At 72.1% G+C, this 22,252-nt stretch carries 18 protein-coding genes; 5 read left to right on the plus strand and 13 right to left on the minus strand.

Annotation, left to right across the window (positions count from 1 at the left end; translation table 11 throughout):
- Positions 1-307 precede the first annotated feature (307 nt).
- Positions 308-1,315: a stage II sporulation protein M gene (locus ACWIGU_RS43870; RefSeq protein WP_454407521.1), complete on the minus strand. Its 1,008-nt coding sequence runs from the start codon at positions 1,313-1,315 to the stop codon at positions 308-310.
- Between the two features lie 109 nt (positions 1,316-1,424).
- Here ACWIGU_RS43870 and ACWIGU_RS43875 point away from each other — a divergent pair, with 109 nt between their 5' ends.
- The gene (locus tag ACWIGU_RS43875; protein ID WP_454407523.1) at positions 1,425-2,366 is read left to right on the plus strand and encodes an RDD family protein; all 942 of its coding nucleotides are present in this window, start codon (positions 1,425-1,427) and stop codon (positions 2,364-2,366) included.
- 17 nt (positions 2,367-2,383) lie between these two features.
- Here the strand turns inward: ACWIGU_RS43875 and ACWIGU_RS43880 are convergent, their stop codons facing one another.
- From ACWIGU_RS43880 to ACWIGU_RS43920, 9 genes are all read right to left on the minus strand, one after another.
- The gene (locus tag ACWIGU_RS43880) at positions 2,384-2,998 is read right to left on the minus strand and encodes a hypothetical protein (protein WP_454407525.1); all 615 of its coding nucleotides are present in this window, start codon (positions 2,996-2,998) and stop codon (positions 2,384-2,386) included.
- A gap of 124 nt (positions 2,999-3,122) precedes the next feature.
- Positions 3,123-4,586 carry an adenosylhomocysteinase gene (ahcY, locus tag ACWIGU_RS43885; RefSeq protein WP_454407527.1) on the minus strand — a complete coding sequence of 488 codons (1,464 nt, stop codon included), beginning with the start codon at positions 4,584-4,586 and terminating at the stop codon, positions 3,123-3,125.
- A 235-nt stretch (positions 4,587-4,821) separates the two neighbouring features.
- Positions 4,822-5,826, minus strand: coding sequence for a cation diffusion facilitator family transporter (locus tag ACWIGU_RS43890; RefSeq protein WP_454407528.1), 1,005 nt, complete (start codon positions 5,824-5,826; stop codon positions 4,822-4,824).
- A gap of 128 nt (positions 5,827-5,954) precedes the next feature.
- The gene (gene manA / locus ACWIGU_RS43895) at positions 5,955-7,106 is read right to left on the minus strand and encodes a mannose-6-phosphate isomerase, class I (protein WP_454407529.1); all 1,152 of its coding nucleotides are present in this window, start codon (positions 7,104-7,106) and stop codon (positions 5,955-5,957) included.
- Between the two features lie 64 nt (positions 7,107-7,170).
- Positions 7,171-8,295: an SIS domain-containing protein gene (locus ACWIGU_RS43900; protein ID WP_454407530.1), complete on the minus strand. Its 1,125-nt coding sequence runs from the start codon at positions 8,293-8,295 to the stop codon at positions 7,171-7,173.
- 43 nt (positions 8,296-8,338) lie between these two features.
- Positions 8,339-8,509 (minus strand): Trm112 family protein, encoded by a 171-nt coding sequence (locus ACWIGU_RS43905; protein ID WP_100597970.1) that lies wholly within the window; start codon positions 8,507-8,509, stop codon positions 8,339-8,341.
- A gap of 109 nt (positions 8,510-8,618) precedes the next feature.
- The gene (locus tag ACWIGU_RS43910) at positions 8,619-9,983 is read right to left on the minus strand and encodes a phosphomannomutase/phosphoglucomutase (protein WP_454407547.1); all 1,365 of its coding nucleotides are present in this window, start codon (positions 9,981-9,983) and stop codon (positions 8,619-8,621) included.
- A gap of 68 nt (positions 9,984-10,051) precedes the next feature.
- Positions 10,052-11,668, minus strand: coding sequence for an L-lactate permease (locus ACWIGU_RS43915; protein ID WP_454407531.1), 1,617 nt, complete (start codon positions 11,666-11,668; stop codon positions 10,052-10,054).
- 140 nt (positions 11,669-11,808) lie between these two features.
- Positions 11,809-12,183, minus strand: coding sequence for a DUF3499 domain-containing protein (locus tag ACWIGU_RS43920; RefSeq protein WP_454407532.1), 375 nt, complete (start codon positions 12,181-12,183; stop codon positions 11,809-11,811).
- Between the two features lie 322 nt (positions 12,184-12,505).
- On the opposite strand from ACWIGU_RS43920, the gene ACWIGU_RS43925 reads away from it, so the two are divergent.
- A complete protein-coding gene (locus ACWIGU_RS43925; protein WP_454407548.1) occupies positions 12,506-12,961 on the plus strand; it encodes a metallopeptidase family protein in 456 nt (151 codons plus the stop codon).
- Between the two features lie 25 nt (positions 12,962-12,986).
- Here ACWIGU_RS43925 and ACWIGU_RS43930 read toward each other — a convergent pair whose 3' ends face one another.
- From ACWIGU_RS43930 to ACWIGU_RS43940, 3 genes are all read right to left on the minus strand, one after another.
- Positions 12,987-14,492 (minus strand): DUF5719 family protein, encoded by a 1,506-nt coding sequence (locus tag ACWIGU_RS43930; protein ID WP_454407533.1) that lies wholly within the window; start codon positions 14,490-14,492, stop codon positions 12,987-12,989.
- Positions 14,489-18,205, minus strand: a complete 3,717-nt coding sequence (locus ACWIGU_RS43935) for a glycosyltransferase family 2 protein (protein WP_454407534.1) — start codon at positions 18,203-18,205, stop codon at positions 14,489-14,491. The genes ACWIGU_RS43930 and ACWIGU_RS43935 overlap by 4 nt, the downstream gene beginning before the upstream one ends.
- Positions 18,206-18,479: 274 nt before the next feature.
- The gene (locus tag ACWIGU_RS43940) at positions 18,480-18,743 is read right to left on the minus strand and encodes a WhiB family transcriptional regulator (protein WP_093617031.1); all 264 of its coding nucleotides are present in this window, start codon (positions 18,741-18,743) and stop codon (positions 18,480-18,482) included.
- A 703-nt stretch (positions 18,744-19,446) separates the two neighbouring features.
- Here ACWIGU_RS43940 and ACWIGU_RS43945 point away from each other — a divergent pair.
- The 3 genes from ACWIGU_RS43945 to ACWIGU_RS43955 are packed head-to-tail and all read left to right on the plus strand — an operon-like array spanning position 19,447 to position 22,247.
- Entirely contained in the window at positions 19,447-19,950 is a 504-nt protein-coding gene (locus ACWIGU_RS43945) for a cysteine dioxygenase (RefSeq protein WP_356276024.1), read from the plus strand.
- A 33-nt stretch (positions 19,951-19,983) separates the two neighbouring features.
- Positions 19,984-20,943 (plus strand): 2-phospho-L-lactate transferase, encoded by a 960-nt coding sequence (gene cofD / locus ACWIGU_RS43950; protein ID WP_454407535.1) that lies wholly within the window; start codon positions 19,984-19,986, stop codon positions 20,941-20,943.
- Complete coding sequence (locus tag ACWIGU_RS43955; RefSeq protein WP_454407536.1) at positions 20,940-22,247, plus strand: coenzyme F420-0:L-glutamate ligase; 1,308 nt, start codon at positions 20,940-20,942, stop codon at positions 22,245-22,247. The genes cofD and ACWIGU_RS43955 overlap by 4 nt, the downstream gene beginning before the upstream one ends.
- Positions 22,248-22,252: the final 5 nt, after the last annotated feature.

Raw genomic sequence — 22,252 nt, forward strand, 5'->3', positions numbered from 1 at the left:
TCTTTCGTGTCCGATTTCCTCGGCGCCTTTCAGGTTTCCGCTCCGGCCTTTCGGCTTTTCGCGTTTCCCTTTCCGGCGGTTCCGACTTTATCAGAAGTTCTCGGCCGGATTGACCGGCGTACGTTTTCCGATTTATCGGGGGTGCGCTTCTGGAGAAGAATTCTCGGAAGCGAGCTAGACCCTAGTCGTTGCGGCCGACTCTGTCGAATCCCACGCAACTGTTCGAATCTACCTCCCCAGTCTGTCCGTGTCAACGGCTTTTTTGGGGCGAGGAGGAGACTAGCAGGTCAGACGCCGTGAACGCACATCAGGCGGCGGTGGGTACGGAGGCGCTGCGCTCCTCCTTGTCCAGGTCCCCCGTCTCGCCGGCACGTACCGCTCTGCCGCCGAGGATGTAGACGTAGACGAGAAATGCCAGCTCGGCGAGGACGCCGATGGTGATGCGGGCCCAGGTGGGGAGGCCCGAGGGGGTGACGAAGCCTTCGATCGCGCCCGAGATGAACAGGATGAGCGCCAGGCCGATCGCCATTCCCAGGGCGGCGCGGCCTTCCTCGGCGAGGGCCGCGCGGCGGGTTCGGGGGCCCGGGTCGATGAGGGTCCAGCCGAGGCGCAGCCCCGTACCGGCCGCTACGAAGACTGCCGTCAGTTCCAGGAGGCCGTGGGGCAGGACCAGGCCGAGGAAGGTGTCGAGGCGGCCGGCCGAGGACATCAGGCCGATGCCCACACCCAGGTTCAGCATGTTCTGGAAGAGGATCCAGAGGACGGGGAGTCCCAGGAAGACGCCCAGGACCAGGCACATCGCGGCGGCCTGCGCGTTGTTCGTCCACACCTGGGCGGCGAAGGAGGCCGCGGGGTGGCTGGAGTAGTACGTCTCGTACTGGCCGCCCGGGCGCGTGAGGTCGCGTAGTTCGGACGGGGCGGCTATCGACGCCTGTACTTCTGGGTGGGTGCCTATCCACCAGCCCAGGAGGGCGGCTATCGCGGTGGAGAGGAGTGCGGTGGGGACCCACCAGTGGCGGGAGCGGTAGACCGCCGCGGGGAAGCCCTGGGTCAGGAAGCGGGTCACGTCGCGCCAGGAGGCGCGGCGGGTGCCTGTCACGGCACTACGCGCGCGTGCCACCAATTGTGTGAGGCGGCCGGATATCTGGGGGTCCGGGGCGCTGGACTGGATGAGGGAGAGGTGGGTCGCGGCCCGCTGGTAGAGCGTGACGAGTTCGTCCGCTTCGGCGCCGGTGAGGCGGCGTCTGCGGCGCAGCAGCGTGTCCAGTCGGTCCCACTCGGCTCGGTGGGCGGACACGAAGACGTCGAGGTCCATCGGGTCGGCTGCTCCTCGGCTGCTGTTGCTGCGGCTACCTCTGCGGCGCGATGGCCCTCAGCTTGGCAGACTGGCGGTTCCGAGGGCAGGGCAGGGAAGGACGGCCGGCGTGAGTGAGCTTGTGACGGGCGAGGCGGTGGCTCTTGAGCTGCGCCCCGCGAAACTGCCCAGTCGGGCTTTGGCAGTGGTCATCGATCTTGTCGTGGCGTTCACCGTGTACATCGTGGTGACGATGGGGATCGTGGCGTCGACCTCTTCCCTGGACCAGGCGGCGGCCGCCGCGGTGGCGGTGGCGACGTTCTTGCTGGTGCTTGTCGGGGTGCCGATTGCGGTGGAGACGCTGAGCCATGGGCGTTCGCTGGGCAAGCTGGCGTGCGGGCTTCGTGTGGTGCGGGACGACGGGGGGCCGATCCGGTTCCGGCATGCGCTGGTGCGCGGAGCTGTCGGCGTGGTGGAGATCCTCATGACGTTCGGGGTGGTCGCGTGCATTGCGTCGCTGGTGTCCGAGCGGGGGCGGCGGCTCGGGGACGTGTTCGCGGGGACGCTCGTCGTGCGGGAGCGGGTGCCGACCGGGCCGGCGCGGTATGTGCCTCCGCCGCCGCCGTGGCTGGTGGGGCGGTTCTCCGGGCTCGATCTGTCGGGGGTGCCGGACGGGCTGTGGCTGGCGGTCCGGTCGTATCTGACTCGGATGGGGCAGCTGGATCCGCAGGTGGGCCATTCGATGGCTGAGCGGCTTGCCGGTGATCTGGCGGCTTGTACGGGAGCTCCGGTGCCGGGGGATGTGCCGCCTGCGGCGTATCTGGCCGCGGTGGTGCATGAGCGGCAGTCGCGGGATGCGCGGCGGGCGTTCGGCCGCGGGGCGGTGGGTGCGGCTCCGGTCGGGGCGGCTCCGGTGGGCGGGCCGGGGCCAGTGCATCCGGGTGCTGCGACGCCGGTTGGGCCACCCGTGGGTCCTGCTGTCGCGGCGGCCGCGCCGCCCGCTTCCGATGTCGCGCCTGCGGGTCCTCGCGAGGACGAGGGGCCGGGCACAGGTTTCGTGCCGCCTGCCTGACGCGGGGCCGCCGCTTCTCAGGCGAAGGTCGACGGCGGGGATTCGAGGTGTTCGAGTTCGATGCCGGGGGCTGCGAGCACCACGTCGCCGGCGAGGTGGACGGTCTGCTGTTCTCCCGTGTCCAGGTCTGTGACCTGGTATTCGTCGACGTTCAGGGGGCCGGTGTCAGTGGCGTGTGTTTCTGTTTTCAGCAGGGCCCAGGACTGGTCGATGGTGAGGGGGGCCAGGACCGGGTCGGTGAAGCGGACCAGGCGGACGCGGGTCGCGGGGGAAGCGGGGGTGAGGCGCAGCAGGCGTGCGGTGGCGACGAGGAAGGCCGGCGAGGTGCCGGTGAAGGCGTGGGCGGGGGCGTTGCCCTCGGTGGCGTGGGTGCCGGTGGGGTCGGTGCGTACCCAGGTGACGCCGTCGATGGCTGCTCCTCGTACCTGCCAGCTCGCCGCGTTGAGCTCGAGGCGGATGGGGCGGCCGAGTTCGTCGATGGCCAGGTCGACGGAGCCGGAGTGGTCGCCGGAGGGGGTGACGGTCTGGGAGACGTAGCGCCAGCCGGAGGGGCCGGGGGCGCAGTGGAAGTGTTCTTCGCCGAGGGGGGTGTGGTCGTGGGTGTCGTGGAGCGAATAGCGGCCGCGGGGCATGGTTCTCGAGGTCCTTCGGGGTCGTGCGGACGTCGGGTGGTGCGGGATGCCGGGCCGGTACGGGGCAGGCCCCCCGCACCGGAGTGCGAGGGGCCTGCGTAGCTCCGGGGTCCGCTCCATGCGCTCAGTAGCGGTAGTGGTCCGGCTTGTACGGGCCGTCGACCTCTACCCCGATGTACGAGGCCTGCTCGGGACGCAGCGTCGTCAGCTTCACGCCGAGGGCGTCGAGGTGCAGGCGGGCGACCTTCTCGTCGAGGTGCTTGGGAAGCACGTAGACATCGGTCGGGTACTCGTCGGGCTTGGTGAACAGCTCGATCTGGGCCAGCGTCTGGTCCGCGAACGAGTTGGACATCACGAAGGACGGGTGACCCGTCGCGTTGCCCAGGTTCAGCAGACGCCCCTCGGACAGGACGATGAGGACCTTCCCGTCCGGGTACGTCCAGGTGTGGACCTGCGGCTTGACCTCGTCCTTGACGATGCCCGGCGTCTGCGCCAGACCGGCCATGTCGATCTCGTTGTCGAAGTGGCCGATGTTGCCCACGATCGCCTGGTGCTTCATCTTGGCCATGTCCGAGGCCATGATGATGTCCTTGTTACCCGTCGTGGTGACGAAGATGTCGGCCTTGTCCACGACCTCGTCGAGCGTCGCCACCTGGTAACCGTCCATCGCCGCCTGCAGCGCACAGATCGGGTCGATCTCCGTGATGATCACCCGGGCACCCTGACCGCGCAGCGACTCGGCACACCCCTTGCCCACATCCCCGTAACCGCACACGACGGCGGTCTTGCCACCGATCAGCACGTCCGTGGCACGGTTGATGCCGTCGATGAGGGAGTGCCGGCAGCCGTACTTGTTGTCGAACTTCGACTTCGTCACCGCGTCGTTCACATTGATCGCCGGGAACAGCAGAGTGCCGTCCCGGTACATCTCGTAGAGACGGTGGACACCGGTCGTGGTCTCCTCCGTCACGCCGCGGATCTCCGAGGCGAGCTGGGTCCACTTCTGCGAGCCGTCGGTGATGGTGCGGTTGAGGAGCTCGAGGATGACGCGGTGCTCGTCCGACTCGGCGGTGTCGGGCGAGGGGACCTTGCCGTCCTTCTCGTACTGGACGCCGTTGTGGACGAGGAGGGTGGCGTCGCCGCCGTCGTCCAGGATCATGTTCGGGCCGCCGGTGGGGGTGTTCGGCCAGGTCAGGGCCTGCTCCGTGCACCACCAGTACTCCTCCAGGGTCTCGCCCTTCCAGGCGAAGACCGGGACGCCCTGGGGGTTGTCCGGGGTGCCGTTCGGGCCGACGGCGATGGCCGCGGCGGCGTGGTCCTGCGTGGAGAAGATGTTGCAGGAGGCCCAGCGGACGTCGGCGCCGAGGGCGACGAGGGTCTCGATGAGGACGGCGGTCTGCACCGTCATGTGCAGGGAGCCGGTGATGCGGGCGCCGGCGAGCGGCTGCGTGGCGGCGTATTCCTTGCGGATGGACATCAGGCCGGGCATCTCGTGCTCGGCGAGGGTGATCTCCTTGCGGCCGAAGCCGGCCAGGGAGAGATCGGCGACCTTGAAGTCCTGGTCCTGCCGGTTGTCGACAGTCGTCATAGGGAGCTTGCTCCTCGTGGTGGTGGGTCGAGGTGGGCATGGCTGGCGTGCGGCGACGGACATACGAGTGCCCGGCGCTCGCAGCGCAGTCCGTCGGAGGCCCTCTCTCCCTCGGCCGGCCCGTCGTGCGGGCCGCCCGACCGCCATCAGCAGCGACGTCTGGCTCAGAGACGAATCTACACCGATCGGCCGAGGCGGACCCAGCCCGCCTCCGGGTCCGGCGTGAGCGGGAGGGTCAGCCGGCGTCCGGGCCCGAGCTGTCGGGGGCCGGGCTGTCAGGGGTCGGGCCGGCCGGGGTCTTGGCAGGGTTCGTGCCGGCCGAGGCGGCCGCCTCGTTGTAGATGTCCGGTTCGAGATAGATCACGCGGGCGATCGGGACGGCCTCGCGGATGCGGGCCTCCGCGGCGTTGATGGCGTTGGCGACCTCGGTGGCCGTGTCGTCGTGCTGGACGGCGATCTTCGCGGCGACGAGGAGTTCCTCGGGGCCGAGGTGGAGGGTGCGCATGTGGATGACGCCGGTGACGGTCTCGCCGTCGACGAGCGCGGTCTCGATCTTCTTGACGTCGTCGATGCCCGCGGCCTCGCCCAGGAGCAGCGACTTGGTCTCGGCGGCCAGCACGATCGCGATGGCGATGAGCAGGACGCCGATGCACAGGGTGCCGATGCCGTCCCAGAGGCCGTCGTCGGTGGCGAGGGCGAGGCCGGTGCCGGCGAGCGCGAGGACGAGACCGATCAGCGCGCCGAAGTCCTCCAGGAGGACGACGGGCAGCTCGGGTGCCTTGGCGCGGCGGATGAACTGGGACCAGGTGAGCCTGCCGCGCAGCTGGTTGGACTCCTTGATGGCGGTGCGGAACGAGAAGCTCTCGGCGATGATCGCGAAGACGAGGACGCCGATCGGCCAGTACCAGTTCTCGAGCGCGTGCGGGTGCTTGATCTTTTCGTAGCCCTCGTAGACGGCGAACATGCCGCCGACCGAGAAGAGGACGATGGAGACGAGGAAGGCGTAGATGTAGCGCTCGCGGCCGTAGCCGAAGGGGTGTTGCGGGGTCGCCTCGCGCTGGGCCTTCTTGCCGCCGAGCAGCAGGAGGCCCTGGTTGCCGGAGTCGGCGAGCGAGTGGACACTCTCGGCGAGCATCGAGGACGAGCCGCTGAAGAGGAACGCCACGAATTTCGCTACCGCGATCGCGAGGTTGGCGGCGAGTGCCGCCACGATCGCTTTTGTGCCGCCTGAAGCGCTCATGTGTTCCCGATGTCCCTTCGTACGCGGTCCCGGCCACAGCTCGTGCGGATCTGTCCGCGTACGCCGTCCCGGGCTTTGCCCACCCTTTGCGGTGGGTCATTGTTGCAGCCCGGGACGACAGAGGCGCGTCAGGCCACCACGGTTGCCCGGAAGAGCGTGCCGGCTCCGGACACTTCGGTCTTTTCACCGGCGGGGACGAACGCCGACTGCCCTGCGGTGAGGTCGAGTTCGCCGGCGCGGACGGTGCCCTCGGTGCAGAGCAGGACCTGCGGGGTCCCGGCGGTCACGTCGTGCGCGGTGGCGCCCGGGGGCAGGGTGTAGCGGGAGAGGCGGAATTCGTCGATGGGGGTCTCGTAGACCTCTTCGCCGTCGGGGGACGCCTCGGGGCGCAGGATGCCCGGGTCGGTGGCCTCGAAGCGGACGATGCGCAGGAGTTCGGGGACGTCGACGTGCTTGGGGGTGAGGCCGCAGCGCAGGACGTTGTCCGAGTTGGCCATGATCTCTACGCCGAGGCCGTCGATGTAGGCGTGCGGGACGCCGGCGCCGAGGAACAGGGCCTCGCCGGGGTTGAGGCGGACGTGGTTGAGCAGCATGGCCGCGATCACGCCCGGGTCGCCGGGGTAGTGGTGGGCGAGCCCGGCGTAGGGCGCGTAGTCGCCGCCGAGGCGCTCGGCGGCGGCCGCGGCCTCGGTGACCGTGGCGGCCATGTCCTCGGGTTCCGCGCTCAGTACGGCCGTCAGGACCTCGCGCAGCGCGGCGTCTTCGGGGTGGGCGCGCAGCAGGTCGGCGTAGGGCTTGAGGGAGTCGACGCCGAGGCCCTCGATGAGGCGTGCGGCCTCTTCGGGGGCGCGGAATCCGCACAGGCCCTCGAACGGCGTGAGGGCGCAGATCAGTTCGGGCTTGTGGTTGGCGTCCTTGTAGTTGCGGTGCGGGGCGTCTATGGGGACGCCGGCGCGCTCCTCGGCCTCGTACCCCTCCTTGGCCTGGGCGAGGTCGGGGTGGACCTGGAGGGAGAGCGGGGCGCCCGCGGCGAGGAGTTTGAGGAGGAAGGGGAGGCGGGGACCGAACTTCGCGACGGTCCGCGGGCCGAGCTCACGCTCGGGGGCCTGGTCGATCACCTCGTTGAGCGGGCCGCGCCCGGTCCGCGAAGGGGCTCCCGGGTGGGCGCCCATCCACATCTCGGCCTGCGGCTCGCCCGTCGGCTCGGCACCGGTGAGGTGCGGGATGGCGGTGGTCGAGCCCCAGGCGTAGGGGCGGACGGTGTTGGTGAGGCGGTCCATCAGGTGTTCTTCTCCGTACGCGGGTCAAGGGGCCGGCCGGTGGTTCGGACCGGCCGGGTCCACGTCATGCGCCCGAGGCGAGCGCGAGGTAAACGGCGGCGAAATCCGTGACGGCGATCAGTTCGGCGAGTGTTTCCAGTTCGTCGCCCTCTTCGGGCTCGAGCTCGCTGATCGGGGTGTCGTGGCCGAGGGCCAGCTCGCGGGCGGCGGGCGCGGCGGTGAGGCCGCCGGGCCGGTCGCGCAGGAGGACGACGCGGACGCGCATCGGCTGTGCCTCGTCGACCCGGTCGCGGAAGAAGTCGTCGGGGTCGGCGCCGCCCGCGAGGTCGCCGAGGAGGAGGCGGCCGTGCGCGGGGAGCGCCTCGGGCAGGTCGGACGCGAGGGCCGGGCGGCCGGCGAGTTCGGCGAGCGCGGCGGCGAAGCGGCGGCCTGCCGGGCCCGCGGCGTGCCCTTCGGTCCAGATCAGGGGCAGGGCCTCGGCGAGCTCGGCGGCGAGGGTCTTGGCGGGGTTGCTGTAGGTCGCGATGGCGGGGCCGCAGCGCTCGGCGGCCCGGTCGAGGCGGTCGGCGACCTTCTCCAGGGTCTCGGCCGGTGCGGAGAGCAGGCCGGTGCGGTCCAGGAGGGAGAGCAGGGGGGTGAGCAGGGCCCACAGAGCGCCGGGCGCGGAGGCCGCGGCGGGTTCGTCCTGCTCGTACGGGGCGGTCGCCATGGGTACGAAGAGGCCGTGTGCCCCGGCGACGGCCTCGGTCAGGGGGGTGGCCGCGGGGCTGACGGCGACGATCGTGCAGCCGCGCCGGTAAGCCTGCTCGACGAGCAGGGCGAGGCCCGGCTCGGTGCCGTCGGTGGTCGCGACGAGGAGGAGGTCCACGGGGCCGGCCCAGCCGGGCAGCTCCCAGCGCAGGGCGCCCGCGGCGGGGGCGACTCCGGAGGGGCGCAGGCGGGCGACGGGGCAGGAGGCGCCGGCGAGCCTGTTGAGCAGGTCGGCGACGCAGCCGGCGGCGAGGCCGGGTCCCGCGAAGAGGACGGCGCGTGGGCGGCCGTCCGGTTTGAGCTGGTTGATCCCGGCCTCCGCGGCGTGCCGGACCGCGGTGCGGACGCGGGCGCCGGCCTCGGCGGCACCGCGCAGGAGTCCGCGGCGGTCGACCCTGACGAGGGCCTCGGGGGCGTCGAGCAGCGATTCGTCGAGCATGGTGTCAGCCTCCGGGACGGCCCCTGCGGGGCCTGGGTGGGACCTATGCGGGGCGGCGGGCCTCGTCCACGAGGAGTACGGGGATGCCGTCGCGGATCGGGTAGGCGAGGCCGCAGTCCGATCCGGTGCAGAGCAGCTCGGCGTCCGCCTCCTTGAGGGGGGCGTGGCAGGCCGGGCAGGCGAGGATCTCCAGGAGGCCGGCTTCGAGCGGCATGGGGTGTCCCTTCGGCGGTATGAATGTGTGTGCGTGCGGCCTGGTCAGCGTACCGCCGGGGGCGGGGGCACGGCTGCTCGGACGGGCGTCCCGGCGGGTGTGGCCGTGGTCAGGCTCTGATGATCGCCAGGACCTCGTCGCGGATCTTGGTCATGGTGGCTTCGTCCCTGGCCTCCGCGTTCAGTCGCAGGAGGGGCTCCGTGTTGGACGGGCGGACGTTGAACCACCAGTCCGCGGAGGTGATCGTCAGGCCGTCGAGCTCGTCGTGCGTGATGCCGTCCCGCCCCGCGTACTCGGTCCTGATCGCGGCGAGGCGGGCGCGCTGGTCGGCGACCGTGGAGTTGATCTCGCCGGAGCCGGTGTAGCGGTCGTACTCGGCGACCAGGGCGGACAGTGCGCCGCTCTGGCCGCCGAGGGCGGCGAGGACGTGGAGCGCGGCGAGCATGCCCGTGTCCGCGTTCCAGAAGTCGCGGAAGTAGTAGTGCGCCGAGTGCTCGCCTCCGAAGATCGCTCCGGAGGTGGCCATCTCCTGCTTGATGAAGGAGTGGCCCACACGCGTGCGTACCGGTGTGCCGCCGTGCTCCTTCACGACCTCGGGGACGGACCAGGACGTGATCAGGTTGTGGATGATCGTGCCTGTGCCGCCGTTCCTCGCCAGTTCGCGGGAGGCGACGAGGGCGGTGACGGCGGACGGGGAGACGGGGTCGCCGTGCTCGTCGACGACGAAGCAGCGGTCCGCGTCGCCGTCGAAGGCGAGGCCGAGGTCGGCGCCCTCCTCGCGGACGCGCCTTTGCAGGTCCACGAGGTTCGCCGGGTCGAGCGGGTTGGCCTCGTGGTTGGGGAACGTGCCGTCGAGTTCGAAGTACATCGGGACGAGGTCGAGCGGCAGGCCCGCGAAGACGGTCGGGACGGTGTGCCCGCCCATGCCGTTGCCCGCGTCGACGACGACTTTCAGGGGGCGGATCTCCGTGAGGTCGACGAGGGAGCGCAGGTAGGCCGCGTAGTCGTCGAGGGTGTCGCGCCGGGTGAGCGTGCCCGCCGTCACGGCGGGTTCGGGGGCGCCCGTCTCCAGCCACTTCTCGGCCAGTTCGCGGATGTCGGCGAGGCCCGTGTCCTGGCCGACGGGGGCGGCGCCGGCGCGGCACATCTTGATGCCGTTGTACTGGGCCGGGTTGTGCGAGGCCGTGAACATCGCGCCGGGCAGGTCGAGCGCGCCCGACGCGTAGTACAGCTGGTCGGTGGAGCACAGGCCGATCTCGGTCACGTCGGCGCCGAGCGTGGCCGCGCCCCGCGCGAAGGCCCGGGAGAGGCCGGGCGACGAGGGCCGCATGTCGTGTCCGACGACGATCGCCGCGGCGTCCGTCACGCGCACGAAGGCGGCGCCGAACAGCTCGGCGAGGCGCTCGTCCCACTGGTCGGGGACCACTCCGCGTACGTCGTACGCCTTGACGATCTGCGACAGATCAGCAGTCACGGTCACCCAACTCTCCTGAAGTCCGCTTCGGACAGCACAAACTACCCGTACGGACTGACAGTCAGCTGTCAGGGCAGCATCCAGCCGAGGACCGCTGAGCTCTGCGCCATCACGATCAGGCACATCACGAGCAGCAGTCCCGCGCTCCAGGGCAGTACCTTGCGCAGCAGGTCGCCCTCCTTGCCCGCGAGCCCCACGGCCGCGCACGCGATCGTGAGGTTCTGCGGGGAGATCATCTTGCCGAGGACGCCGCCGGAGCTGTTCGCGGCGGCGAGCAGTTCGGGTGACAGGCCGGACTGCTGGGCGGCGGTGACCTGGAGTGCGCCGAAGAGGGCGTTGGCGGAGGTGTCGGAGCCGGAGACGGCGACGCCGAACCAGCCGAGTACCGGCGACAGGAACGCGAGGCCCGCGCCGGCCGCGGCGACGAAGTGCCCGATGGTGGCGGCCTGCCCGGAGAGGTTCATGACGTAGGCGAGGGCCAGGACGCTGGTCACGGTGAGGATCGCGAAGCGCAGCTCGTACACGGTCGCCAGCCACTCTCGTACGGCCACGCGCGCGTGGACGCCGATGACGGCGGCCGTGATCGCGCCGGCGAGGAGGACCAGGGTGCCGCCGGTGGAGACGAGCGGCAGGGTGAAGAGGTTGCCGCCGACAGGCTTGCCCTCGGGGCTCGCGACGTTCAGGAAGGGCCAGTCGAAGACGCGCGTCGCCTTCGCGATCCAGTCCTTGACCGCGGGGATCTGCGCGATCGAGAAGATGACGACGATGAGCGCGTAGGGGGCGTAGGCGCGCAGGATTTCGGGCCGCGGGTCGTCCTGGTCGAGCTCCTCGCTGCGTACGCCGGTCAGGACGGCGGCGCGTACGGGTTCGGCGGCGGGCCTGCGCGCGTGCGGCACGGCGACGAGGGCGCCCGCGCCGATGAGCGCGGCCCCGATGTCGGCGAGCTGTGCGGAGACGTAGTTCGAGGCGGCGAACTGGGCGGCGGCGAAGGCGACTCCGCAGGCGAGGGCGGGTATCCAGGTCTCGCGCAGGCCGCGCCGCCCGTCCACGAGCCAGACGAGGACCAGCGGCACCACGAGGGCGAGCAGTGGGGTCTGACGGCCCACCACGGAGGCGACGGAGTCGAGCGGGAGCCCGGTGACCTGGGCGAGGGTGACGACGGGCGTGCCCATCGCGCCGAAGGCCACGGGCGCGGTGTTGGCGACGAGGGCGACGACGGCCGCCTTGACCGGGTCGAAGCCGAGCGCGACGAGCATCACGGAGCAGATCGCGACGGGCGCCCCGAACCCGGCGAGCGCCTCGAGGAGCGCGCCGAAGCAGAACGCGATGACGAGGGCCTGGATGCGCGGGTCGTCGGACAGCCGCCCGAAGGAGCGGCGCAGGATGTCGAAGTGCCGGGTGCGGACGGTCATCCGGTACACCCACAGGGCGTTCACGACGATCCACATGATGGGGAACAGCCCGAACAGCGCGCCCTGCGCGGCGCTCGACACGGTCTGGCCGACCGGCATCCCGTAGGCGAGGCAGGCGACGAGGGCGGCCGCGGCGAGCCCGATGAGGCCCGCGAGGTGGGCTTTCATGCGGACGGCACCGAGCAGGACGAGCACGGTGACCAGGGGCAGGGTCGCGACGAGTGCGGACAGACCGAGCGATCCGGCCACGGGTTCAAGCTGCTGGACGAACACGGGCGCCTCCCGGGCACTGGGTGGCGAAATTGTTGTGTCCGCAACAAACTCAGGTCAATGCGTGGGACGAAGGAGATTCCGTAAAGAGGAAACCGAAGTCCGAATACGACCTTCGGCCCGGCTGCTGTGCGGCGTCCGGCTCAGTTGTCCGGTGAGCGCAGCACCCGGAGATGGCCGCGGCGCGCGACCTCCCTCGGGTCCGCAGTGCGGGGGCCGCCGCCCGCCTCGGCCGCGCGCTCCTGCGGGCGGGCCGCCTCACGCACCGCGTTGGCCAGGGCCTCCAGATCGTCGCCGCTGGGGCGCGAGGGACCGGAGCTGTCGGCGAGCCGGACGACCTCCCACCCGCGCGGGGCGGTGAGGCGCTCGGAGTGCTCGGCGCACAGGTCGTAGCAGTGGGGTTCGGCGTAGGTGGCGAGGGGGCCGAGGACCGCGGTCGAGTCGGCGTAGACGTACGTCAGCGTCGCGACGGCGGGACGGCCGCAAGCGGTGCGCGAACAGCGACGTACAGGGCTCACAGCGTTGGACGGTACCGCACTCTTGAGCGGGCCGCGACGACTCCCCGGGAGGTCACCCCACCGTGTCGTGGTGCGGAGCGGCGCACGCGGGACTCCGGGAGCGCGTCGCTGACCTGCGCGGACCGGGGGTGGTGCGCCCCGCGTCCGTGGTGAACGCGGTCACCACTCGGGGCAAATACCGACAGGAGCCGCGAGGCCACCGGTCCGGGAGGGACGCGGAATCGCGCCCAAGTTTGGCTTGATCGGTCAGGAGGCGACATGCCGGTTCCATGCGGGCCGGCGCGGGCAGGTGCGCTCGCGGGAGGTCTACGCTGCGTCAGTGATGGAGAACCCCGTACCGCCCCCTGCCGCCGAGCCGAAGCCTCCCCGCCGCCGCGACCGGCACGGCAGGGGCATGCGCGGGCCCGTCGCCCCTCCTCAGGTGCCGCTCTCCGCGAGCCGGGCGGAGGGGTTCGCCGATCTGGTGCAGGACTCCGTGGAGCGGCTCGAGCGGCGCTTGCCGCAGCTCGCCGACATCGATTTCCTGATCCTCGAAGTGCCCTCGGTCGGCCCGGCCGGCGAGGGCTGGAGCGACGAGGCGGTGCCCCTGGGCGGCACGGTGGCGGCCCGCGAGGGGCGCCCCGCGCGCGTGGTCGTCTACCGCCGCCCGGTCGAGATCCGCACCAAGGGCCGCGACGAGCGCGCGGCCCTGGTGCACGAGGTCGTGGTCGAGCAGGTCGCCGAGCTCCTCGGGCTGTCCCCGGAGACGGTGGATCCGCGCTACGGCGACGAGGAGTGACCCGGCGGACCGGGCCACTCCCCGGTCACTTCTGCAGGACCGACAGGTCCTGGTCCGCGTGCGGCACCGAGACCGTCCCCCGGTCGTCCGGGAGCGTCTGGACCGTGAACATCGGCACTCCCGGGACGTCCCGGTCGGGCACGTCCAGCATCCGCGAGCCGTAGACCTCCCCGCCCGACACCTGCTCCACCGTCAGCGCGTACGCCCCCTTGAGCCCGGCCGGGACCGGCGGCTGCACGGACTTCGTCGTACCGCTCTTCACGGTGTACGTCTTCGAGACCGGGGTCCCGCCCTCGGTGCCCGCCGACGCCGTCACCTTGACCGTGCCCGCCGCGCCCGGGGCCGTCAGCGACAGCGTCGAGCCCTTCGCGCGGTTGTCGGCGACGGTCGCGCGCGCGCCCACGGGCCGGGTCGCCGGGATGAACGCCGTCTCCTGGTCGCCGCCCTTGCCGCGCACGACGCGCAGGGCGGCCACGACCGGGGCCGGATCGCCCGTGGGCGTCAGGATCAGGGAGCCGGCCTCGCCGCGCGTGACGTCGCCGAGGTCGACGGCGGCCGTCATCCCCGACTTCACGTGCAGGCTCTCGTGCCCGGCCGGGCTGATGCGGCCGGTCGGGGAGGCCAGCTGGACCTTCAGGTCCGCGTCGTTGTCGCCGGGCGCGAAGGCGACCAGGCGCACGCTCGTGGCGTCCTTCGGGATGCCGGGCAGCACGACCGTGTCCGCGGGGTCCGCGGACGCCGGCAGCCAGTCGCCGCCGAGCTTGTCGTCCGCGGCGAGGACGGCGGCGGCGACCCGGCCGCTGCGGGCCGTCACATGGAGCGTGACGTTCGTCTGCGGCTTGTCGGTGAGGGTGGACAGCAGGACCGGCACGCTGGAGTGCGGCTGGACCTGGATGCCCTCGCCCACATCGGACTTGATGGCGCCGTTCGCGCCGTACAGCTGGACGTCGACGACCGCGGCCGAGTCGTCCGGGTTGGTGAGGTGGATGTAGTCGCTGCGCTCCTTGGCGGTGGAGGCGCCCGGGAACCAGAAGTCGGTGTCGGGCGCCGAGCAGTTCACCCCGAGGAGGCCGCGGCCGGTGCCGGCGGCCACCTCCGTCGTCTGCTGCACGGTCCAGCCGGGCGCGAGATTCCCGTCGGCGCTGCCCACGAGCGCGGGCGACTCGGCGCCCGACGACTCGCCCGCGACGGGCTTGCCCGCCTTCTGCGGGGACAGCACCGGTTTGTCGGCCCTGCCCTTGTCCTTGCCGCTGCCGTTGCTGTCCGTCAGCTCGCGCGTGGCGGGCGACAGGGCGGCCTTGCCGGAACTCCCGGACTCCTTCGCGGCGGGTGTGTACGACGTGTACGCGGTCTCGGCGAGGTCCGACGAACTCGGCGCGGGGCACAGCAGGCTGGAGCGCTCCACCGGCAGCCGCGCGGCCGCCTGCGTGGAGTCTCCGTCGCCGCTGCCGGGCGCGGTGGCCGCCGCGAAGCCGGTGACGGCGGCGAGAGCCCCGGCCGCGGCGATCAGGGACAGGGTGGTGCGGTTCACTGCTGGCTCCCGTCGGGGCGCTCACTGTCGGTGCCGTGCGGCGGCTGCGCGGGCGGCTGCGGCTGCTCGTACGGGTCGTAGGCCTGCTGCCCGTACTGCTGCTGGGCGTCGTACGTGCCCCCGTAGGCGTACGGGTCGTACTGGCCGGCCTGGTACGGGTCCGCCTGATAGGGGTCCGCCTGCTGGGTCTGGTCGTACGTGCCCTGGTAGGGGCCGCCCTGGTACTGCTGCTGGTCGCCCTCGGCGTACTGGCCGTAGTCGGCGGGCGCGTACGCGGGGGTGTCCCACTCGCCGTACGACGGCTGCTGCGGCACACCGGCCGCGGCGAGCTCCTCCTCGGAAGGAGGCGGCGGTACCGCGCCGTCCGTGCCCTCGGCTGTGGCTTGTTCGGCTCGTTCGGCCTCCGCCTGGGCGCGCAGGCGGCGGGCCCTGCGGCCCTCGCCCTCGACGGCCTGCGCGGGCACGACGGGCTCCTCGGGAAGGTCGTCGTCCACGTCCCTGCGCCGGCCCGGCAGGGCCAGCACCACGAGGACGAGAGCGAGCGCGCCCTGCGCCCACAGCCAGGCCGCGTGCGAGACCGGCGCGTCGAACGTGACGTCCAGGCGGCCGCCCGTGGCGGGCAGTTCGAAGCCCTGCGCCCAGCCGTCGACGGTCGTCTTCGTCAGGGGCGCGCCGTCCAGCGTCGCCGTCCAGCCCTCGTCGGCCGTGTCGGCGATGCGCAGGACGCGGCCGGCCCTGCCCTCGGGGATCTTCGTGTGCAGTTCGACGGGGCCCGCGGCCACGGGCTGCGGCTCGTCGGAGCCGGACACGATCGCGGCGCGCGAGACCTGCCGGTCCACGCGCCACAGGGCGGTGCCGTCCTGCTGGCTGAGCCGGGACAGGCCGGGCGTGGAGTCGAGGACGCGGCTCATCTGCCGGGGCGCGCCCGCGCGTACGAGGACGTAGCGCACGGCGAAGCCGCCCAGCTGGTCGGCCTGGTCGGCGCCGGAGCCGGCGACGAGGTTGGCGACGACCTTGTCGAGCTTCTTGTTGCTGCCGCCCGCCTCGGTCAGTTCGGCGTCACCGAGGCGCGCGCCGGCGCCGCGCACCAGCGTGTACGACACCTTGGCGGCCGAGTCGCTGTCCATGACGAGGGTGCGGGCCTGGTCCTGGGTGCCGCTCTCCTCGGCGACGAACGCGGGCACCTGGGTGGGGTCGCGGCGCTCCAGGGGGCCGTCGGCGCCGCGGATCATCCAGCCGGCCGCGGCCAGGAGCGGTCCGGCCACCGCGGCGAACGCGATGAGGGCCGCCACCGGCTGCCGCCAGCCGAAGCTCTGCTCGGCCACACGCGAGCGTGCGCCGTCGGCGCCGAGCACGGCGGCGGCGAGGAGGGCGATGCCGTAGACGAGGGTCGCGGGCCCGGCCCAGGCCGAGCTGTTCGACAGGGCCGCGAAGACGAGGGCCACCAGGGCGATCGCCCAGGCGGTGAGGACGGCGGGGCGGCGCTCGGTGCGCAGGAGCGCGGCGAGTCCGGCGAGGACGATGCCGATGAGCAACAGTCCGCCGAGGGTGCCGGAGCCGCCGGGCGAGGCGCCGAGCAGTCCGAGTGCGGACGCCGACCCCTTGCCGTACGGGAGGCCCGCCTCCTTGAAGAAGCCGGACGGAAGCAACGTCAGGGACCACGGCGCGAGCATCAGGAGCGGGGTGCCGAGCGCGGCCAGGAAGCGGAGCCCGTACGCGGTGATGTCGCCGCGGCGGACCGCGAGGAGCGCGATGCCGAGGGCGAGCGCGATCGGCCACACGATGGGCGTGAAGGCCGTCGTGACGGTCAGCAGGAGGGCGTACGCCCAGGTTGCGCGCCAGCTGCCGCGCGCCCCCGCGTGGTTCATCAAGCCGCTGGCGGACAACCCCGCGCGCGCGATGAGCGGCAGCAGGATCGCAAGGACCGCGGTGCCGATCCGGCCGCCGGCGAGCGCGCCGGTGGCGGCGGGCAGGAAGGCGTACGCGACCGAGGCCCACGCGCGCAGCAGGCGCGAGCTGACCAGGGGGCGTGAGGCGAAGTAGGCGGTGAAGCCGGCGAGCGGCACCGAGCAGACGAGGAGCACGGTGACGGCGAGTCCGGTCGAGCCGAAAAGGAGCGTGGAGAACGCGGCGACGACCGCCAGGTACGGCGGCGCGGACTGCGTGCCGCCCGTGCCGGCCGGGTGCCAGCCGTCGAGATAGCGCGACCACAGGGCGGACGCGTCACCCGGGGCGGGCAGCAGCGCGCCGCCCGCGAGCGCCCCGCCGCCGAGCAGCGCGCGGCAGGCGATGAGCGAGACGAACAGCAGCACTACGAAGAGCATCGGTCCCGGCTTGCGGGCGATGCGCTTGAGACGGGCGAACTGCTCGATCTCCAGGAAGTCCGCGTCGTCGCCGCCGGGGCCGGACTCGACGGCGCTGCCGTGCCGCCCCGCGGCGTTGATCTCGGGGTCGGACGCGCCGAAGACGCTGCCGGCGACCTGCTCGACGGTGAGCCGGACCGTGGCGCCCGGCGGCGGGAAGAGCGGCCGCAGCTCCTTGGCGTCGACCACTCCCTTGCCGCGCCTGCGGCGGGCCGCGAGGATCCGCTCGGGCCGCAGCAGGGTGCCGAGGAGCCCGGTGATCTCGTCGAGCGCCTGGCCGGGAACCTTGCCGACGAGATACGCGAGGGTGCGCACGAGCGTGCCGATGACGAGGCGCAGGAGCACCCAGGGCAGCACGGCCGTACGGGCGTTGACGAGCAGGGTGTAGACGGCGCCGGCCTTGTCGACCTTGTGCGGGGACGTCGCCGTGCGGCCCACGCAGTCGACGGTGCGGCGCTCGCGCGAGGAGGCCTCCGCGTGCCGGACGACGGCGTCGGGGGCGATGACGACGCGGTGGCCGGCGGCCTGGGCACGCCAGCACAGGTCGACGTCGTCGCGCATCAGGGGCAGCCTGCGGTCGAACCCGCCGAGCTGTTCGAACACATCGCGCCGGATCAGCATGCCGGCGGTGGACACGGACAGGACGGGCTGCACGTGGTCGTGCTGTCCCTGGTCCTGTTCGCGGCGGTCGAGGCCGGTCCAGCGGCGCCCCGAGTTGGCGATGGAGACGCCGACCTCGAGGAGCTGCCGGCGGTCGTACCAGCCGCGCAGTTTGGGTCCGACGACGGCGACCTCGTTGCCGGCCTCGCGCTCGTTCTCGACGACGCGCAGGAGTTCGGCGAGCGCGTCGGGCTCGGGCGCGCAGTCGTCGTGCAGGAGCCAGAGCCACTGCTCGGGCTCGCCGTGCGGGAGCTCCGGCATGTCATAGGCGTCGTCGCGCCAGGTGCGGCTGACGGGGTCCCAGCCGCTGGGGCGCTTGAGGTACGGCAGCTCCTCGGGAGTCAGCACGCCCGCGGTACGCGCCGCTTCGTCGACCGCCTGGCCGAAGCCGGTGCGCCGGGCCAGGTGGAGAACGCGCTCGTCGCCGATCGCGTCGGCGATCAGCGTGGCGGAGGCGTCCGCGCTGCCGGTGTCGGCGGCTACGGCGTTCTGTACGGGGCGCTCCTGGCCGAGCAGCCCTGACAGGACGTCGGGCAGCCAGCGCGCTCCGTCGTGGGAGACGAGCACGGCGGTGACGACATGTCTGGGGAACTCGGGTGGCCGGGTCGGGTCTGGCCCTGCGGCGTGCCCCGGGTTGAACGCGGCTGCGGCAGTGTCGAATTGGCCTGCCGAATGGCTGTGCACGGACATCGAGGTACGGGCCCCGGTTCGTTGGACTGCGGTGGACGCCTGTGCCCTGCGGGGGCGCTGGGTCGTCTCGGACGGGGCCCCACACTAACGGCTGACAACAACGGCGGCCCGCCCCCTGTGGACAACCCAGGGCGACGGGCCGATCGCTACGCGGAAAAGAGTCTTCGGACGGCGTCCTTGTTGCGGTCCTCGGGGCGGTGCTCAGTGGATCTTGCTGCGGTCCTCGCCGAGGCCTGCCGTTCTCGTCGTTTCGGACGGCTGCTCTGACGGCGGCTCAGACGGCGGCTTTCTTCAGGCGGCGCCGCTCGCGCTCGGAGAGGCCGCCCCAGATGCCGAACCGCTCGTCGTTGGCCAGTGCGTACTCGAGGCACTCGGACCTGACCTCGCAGGCGAGGCAGACCTTCTTGGCCTCCCGGGTGGAGCCGCCCTTCTCCGGGAAGAACGACTCGGGGTCGGTCTGGGCGCACAGCGCGCGCTCCTGCCAGCCGAGTTCCTCTTCCGCGTCCTCGACCAGCAGTTGCTGAAACGACTCGGTCATAGTGCGCCCCTCGTCCGTCCGTGCGTCCCCGTGATGCTGCCGTTACCGATTTCGGCTGAACGACACGAGTGAAATTACAAGTGTGCCGATCCGGGCCAGTCAAGCCGAGATCTGCTATTGGGTCCCTTATTCACTCTGCGGAACCAAGGGTATGCGGAAAGTGTTCAAATCGGCCTAAACCTTGACACTTGCCAGAGGCCCATCCCGGCCGTCGCTCCCCCCAGGGCTCCGGCAGACCTCGCGCGGGCCTCTGCAAGGGAGGACGCCTCGGGCGTTGATCCCGTTCCGGGAGCGGCGCCGGAGCGTTCCGGATCACATTCGGATCACGGGAGCGCGACGGCGTTTGTGCGCCCGGTTGATGCGCCATGTGTCCCGGCCGGAAGCTGAACAAACCTTTCGCCTGACAGGGCAACCGGATGAGGTGAAACATATCCCACAATCCGGACACCAGGTTGACAGAGGAGGAATGAACCGGTGTCCTGGTGGGCATGCTCGCGAACTTGGCGCTTTCCGTGACCCGACCCGGGTCCCTCGGTGCTGCCCACGCGCGCTGTTGCTGTTGCTGTCCCAGCTGTTGAGCCATCCGCGCTCCGGCTGAATCCCCTCGCTCCACTCCCCCGGCAGTTCATCCGTGCCGGGCGCCGTCCAGCGACACCCCCCCAGCACACCGCACCCCGCACTCCGCCGAGGAGCCCCCGTACCCATGAACAGCGACAGCGATCTGCAGATCGCCGGCGACATCCTCGAAGTACCCCACCTGCTCCAGCCCGCGCGCGAGCACCCGGCCACCGTCGCCGAGTTCGCCGGCCTGGCGCGCTCCATCGCAGCCGACCGCGGCCGGTGGGAACACCTCATCGAGTACGACGCCGCCAGCCGCTGGTACCACCGCCTGCAGACGGGCCCAGGCTACGAGGTCTGGCTGCTGTCCTGGGTGCCCGGGCAGGGCAGCGGGCTGCACGACCACGGCCGCTCCTCCGGCATACTGACGGTCCTCCAGGGCGAGCTGACGGAGCGTTCGGAGCGCGGCGCCCGCACCCTCGCGCCCGGCGCACAGCGCGTCTTCGCCCCCGGCTACGTCCACGAGGTCGTCAACGACGCGCTGGAGCCCGCAGTCAGCCTCCACGTGTACTACCCCGGGCTCACCGAGATGCCCATGCACGCCCCCCGCTGCGTCAGCGACGCCGCGCAGGATGTCGTGACCGCCTGACGAAGTGTCGTACCCGCCTGCGATGCTGGGCGCATGCGCATTGTGGTTCTGGCAGGCGGCATCGGTGGTGCCCGGTTCCTTCGCGGTCTCAAGCAGGCGGCGCCGGACGACGCGGTCATCACGGTCATCGGCAACACCGGGGACGACATCCATCTCTTCGGCCTGAAGGTCTGTCCGGACCTCGACACGGTGATGTACACGCTCGGCGGCGGCATCAACGAGGAGCAGGGCTGGGGACGTACGGACGAGACGTATCTGGTCAAGGAGGAGCTGGCCGCCTACGGGGTGGGGCCCGAGTGGTTCGGTCTCGGCGACCGGGACTTCGCGACCCACATCGTCCGTACGCAGATGCTGGGCGCCGGTTATCCGCTCAGCGCGGTCACCGAGGCGCTGTGCGAGCGCTGGAAGCCCGGCGTGCGGCTCATCCCGATGTCCGACGACCGCGTCGAGACGCATGTGGCGGTGACCCTCGACGGGGAGCGCAGGGCCGTGCACTTCCAGGAGTACTGGGTGAGGCTGCGGGCCTCTGTGGACGCGCACGCCGTGGTGCCCGTCGGCGCCGAGCAGGCCAAGCCCGCGCCGGGTGTCCTGGAGGCCATCGCCGAGGCGGACGTCATCCTCTTCCCGCCGTCCAACCCCGTCGTCAGCGTCGGGACCATCCTCGCCGTGCCGGGCATCCGCGAGGCCATCGCCGAAGCCGGTGTGCCCGTCGTCGGCCTGTCACCCATCGTCGGGGACGCGCCCGTGCGCGGCATGGCCGACAAGGTCCTCGCCGCCGTGGGTGTCGACTCGACGGCCGCCGCGGTCGCCGAGCACTACGGGTCGGGGCTGCTCGACGGATGGCTCGTCGACACGGTTGACGCGGGCACGGTGGAGCGCGTCGAGTCGGCGGGCATCCGCTGCCGCGCGGTGCCGCTGATGATGTCCGACCTGGACGCGACGACGCAGATGGCGCGTGAGGCGCTCACGCTCGCGGAGGAGGTCCGCGCGTGAATGACGCTCCCTGCGCCCCCTCCTTCCGTGCCTGGGCGCTCACCGGCATCCCCGAGGTCCGCGAGGGCGACGACCTCGCCAAGCTGATCGCCACCGCCGAGCCCGGCCTCGTCGACGGGGACGTACTCCTGGTCACCTCGAAGATCGTCAGCAAGGCCGAGGGCCGGATCGTCGAGGCCACCGACCGCGAGGCGGCCATAGACGCCGAGACCGTGCGGGTCGTCGCGCGCCGCGGCACCCTGCGCATCGTCGAGAACAAGCTGGGCCTGGTCATGGCCGCCGCCGGCGTCGACGCGTCGAACACACCCGCCGGCACGGTGCTGCTGCTGCCCGAGGACCCCGACGCGTCGGCCGCGGCGATCCGGGACGGGCTGCGGGACGCGCTCGGCGTGGACGTCGGGGTCGTCGTGACGGACACCTTCGGACGCCCCTGGCGCAACGGCCTGACCGATGTCGCCATCGGCGCCGCGGGCGTGCGCGTCCTCGACGACCTGCGCGGCGGCACGGACGCGCACGGCAATCCCCTCAGCGCCACGGTCGTCGCCACGGCGGACGAGCTGGCCGCCGCCGGGGACCTGGTCAAGGGCAAGGCGGCCGGGCTGCCCGTCGCCGTCGTGCGCGGCCTCGCGCACGTGGTGGGCGAGGGCACCGGCGCGCGCGAGCTGGTGCGCGTGGCGCGGGACGACATGTTCCGGCTCGGCACGTCCGAGGCCGTACGGGAGGCCGTGACCCAGCGGCGTACGGTGCGGGCCTTCACGGACGAGCCGGTCGACCCGGGAGCCGTGCGGCGCGCGGTCGCCGCGGCCGTGACGGCGCCCGCCCCGCACCACACGACGCCGTGGCGGTTCGTGCTCCTGGAGTCCGAGGAGTCGCGCGTGCGGCTGCTCGACGCGATGCGGGACGCGTGGATCGAGGATCTGCGGCGCGACGGCAAGAGCGAGGAGTCCGTCGCCAAGCGCGTGCGCCGCGGTGACGTGCTGCGCCAGGCGCCGTATCTGGTCGTGCCGTGCATGGTGATGGACGGGTCCCACACGTACGGGCACGCGCGCCGGGACGCCGCCGAGCGGGAGATGTTCGTGGTCGCGGCCGGCGCGGGCGTGCAGAACTTCCTGGTCGCGCTCGCCGGTGAGCGGCTCGGCTCCGCGTGGGTGTCGTCGACGATGTTCTGCCGCGATGTCGTACGCGAGGTGCTCGGCCTTCCGCAGGAGTGGGACCCGATGGGCGCCGTGGCCGTGGGACACGCGGCCGTCGCGCCCGCGGAGCGCCCGGCGCGCGACGCCGGTGACTTCGTGGTCGTGCGCTAGGGCCG

The sequence above is a fragment of the Streptomyces sp. NPDC055400 genome, assembly GCF_053644375.1.